This window comes from Mitsuaria sp. TWR114 (assembly GCF_007997345.1).
Window position 1 is genome coordinate 1 of the sequence record NZ_VOSR01000588.1, and the last position, 807, is coordinate 807.

2 protein-coding genes are annotated in these 807 nt (G+C 62.2%); both read left to right on the forward strand.

The window, feature by feature from the left end:
• A partial coding sequence (gene flhD, locus FUT87_RS20080; RefSeq protein ID WP_147242167.1) for a flagellar transcriptional regulator FlhD occupies window positions 1-296 on the forward strand: 296 nt, incomplete at its 5' end.
• A gap of 48 nt (window positions 297-344) precedes the next feature.
• On the forward strand, window positions 345-807 hold a 463-nt coding region (gene flhC, locus FUT87_RS20085; RefSeq protein ID WP_147242168.1), incomplete at its 3' end, for a flagellar transcriptional regulator FlhC.

The window sequence follows — 807 nt, forward strand, 5'->3', positions numbered from 1 at the left end:
TCCGCGAAGCCAACCTGTCGTACCTGATGCTGGCGCAGAGTTTGATCCGTGCGGACCGTGAGCAGGCGCTGTATCGTCTGGGCATCTCGGAGGAGACCGCGACGCTGCTGAACACGCTGAGCGCTGCGCAGATGCTGAAGATTGCCTCGGGCAACACCTTGCTGTGCCGCTTCCGCATGGATGATGAGCTGGTGTGGGGCCTGCTGACCTCGCACGGCAAGCCGGCCGCCAATGACAGCGTGTCCCGCCTGCATGCCTCCATCCTGCTGGCTGGCCGCCACCAGGAAGCTGCCTGAGTTCGATATCGACGCCTGACCGCAGAACTGAAGCCCGGAGACACCGCCATGCGCACCAAGTCCATCTTGACCGAAGCCAAGCAGATCGAGCGCGCCGTGACGCTGATCCACCTGGGCGCTCGCCTGCAGGTGCTGGAGTCTGAGACGGACCTGAGCTACGAGCGTCTGCTGCGTTTGTACAAGGAAGTTTCGGGCAAGAGCCCCAGCAAGGGCCAGCTGCCGTTCTCGACCGACTGGTTCATGACCTGGCAGCCCAACATCCATGCCAGCCTGTTCCTCAACATCCACGAATACCTGAACAAGGTCGCTGAGATGGACGAGATCGACGTCGTCATCAAGGCCTACCAGCTGTACCAGGAGCAGACCGCGGCGCAGAACCTGGAGCAGCTGTTGTCCGTCACCCGCGCCTGGCGCCTGGTGAAGTTCGTCGACAACGGCATGCTGACGATGACCAAGTGCAGCAAGTGCGGCGGTCATTTCGTCACCCACCCGCATGAGGTCGCCAAGCACT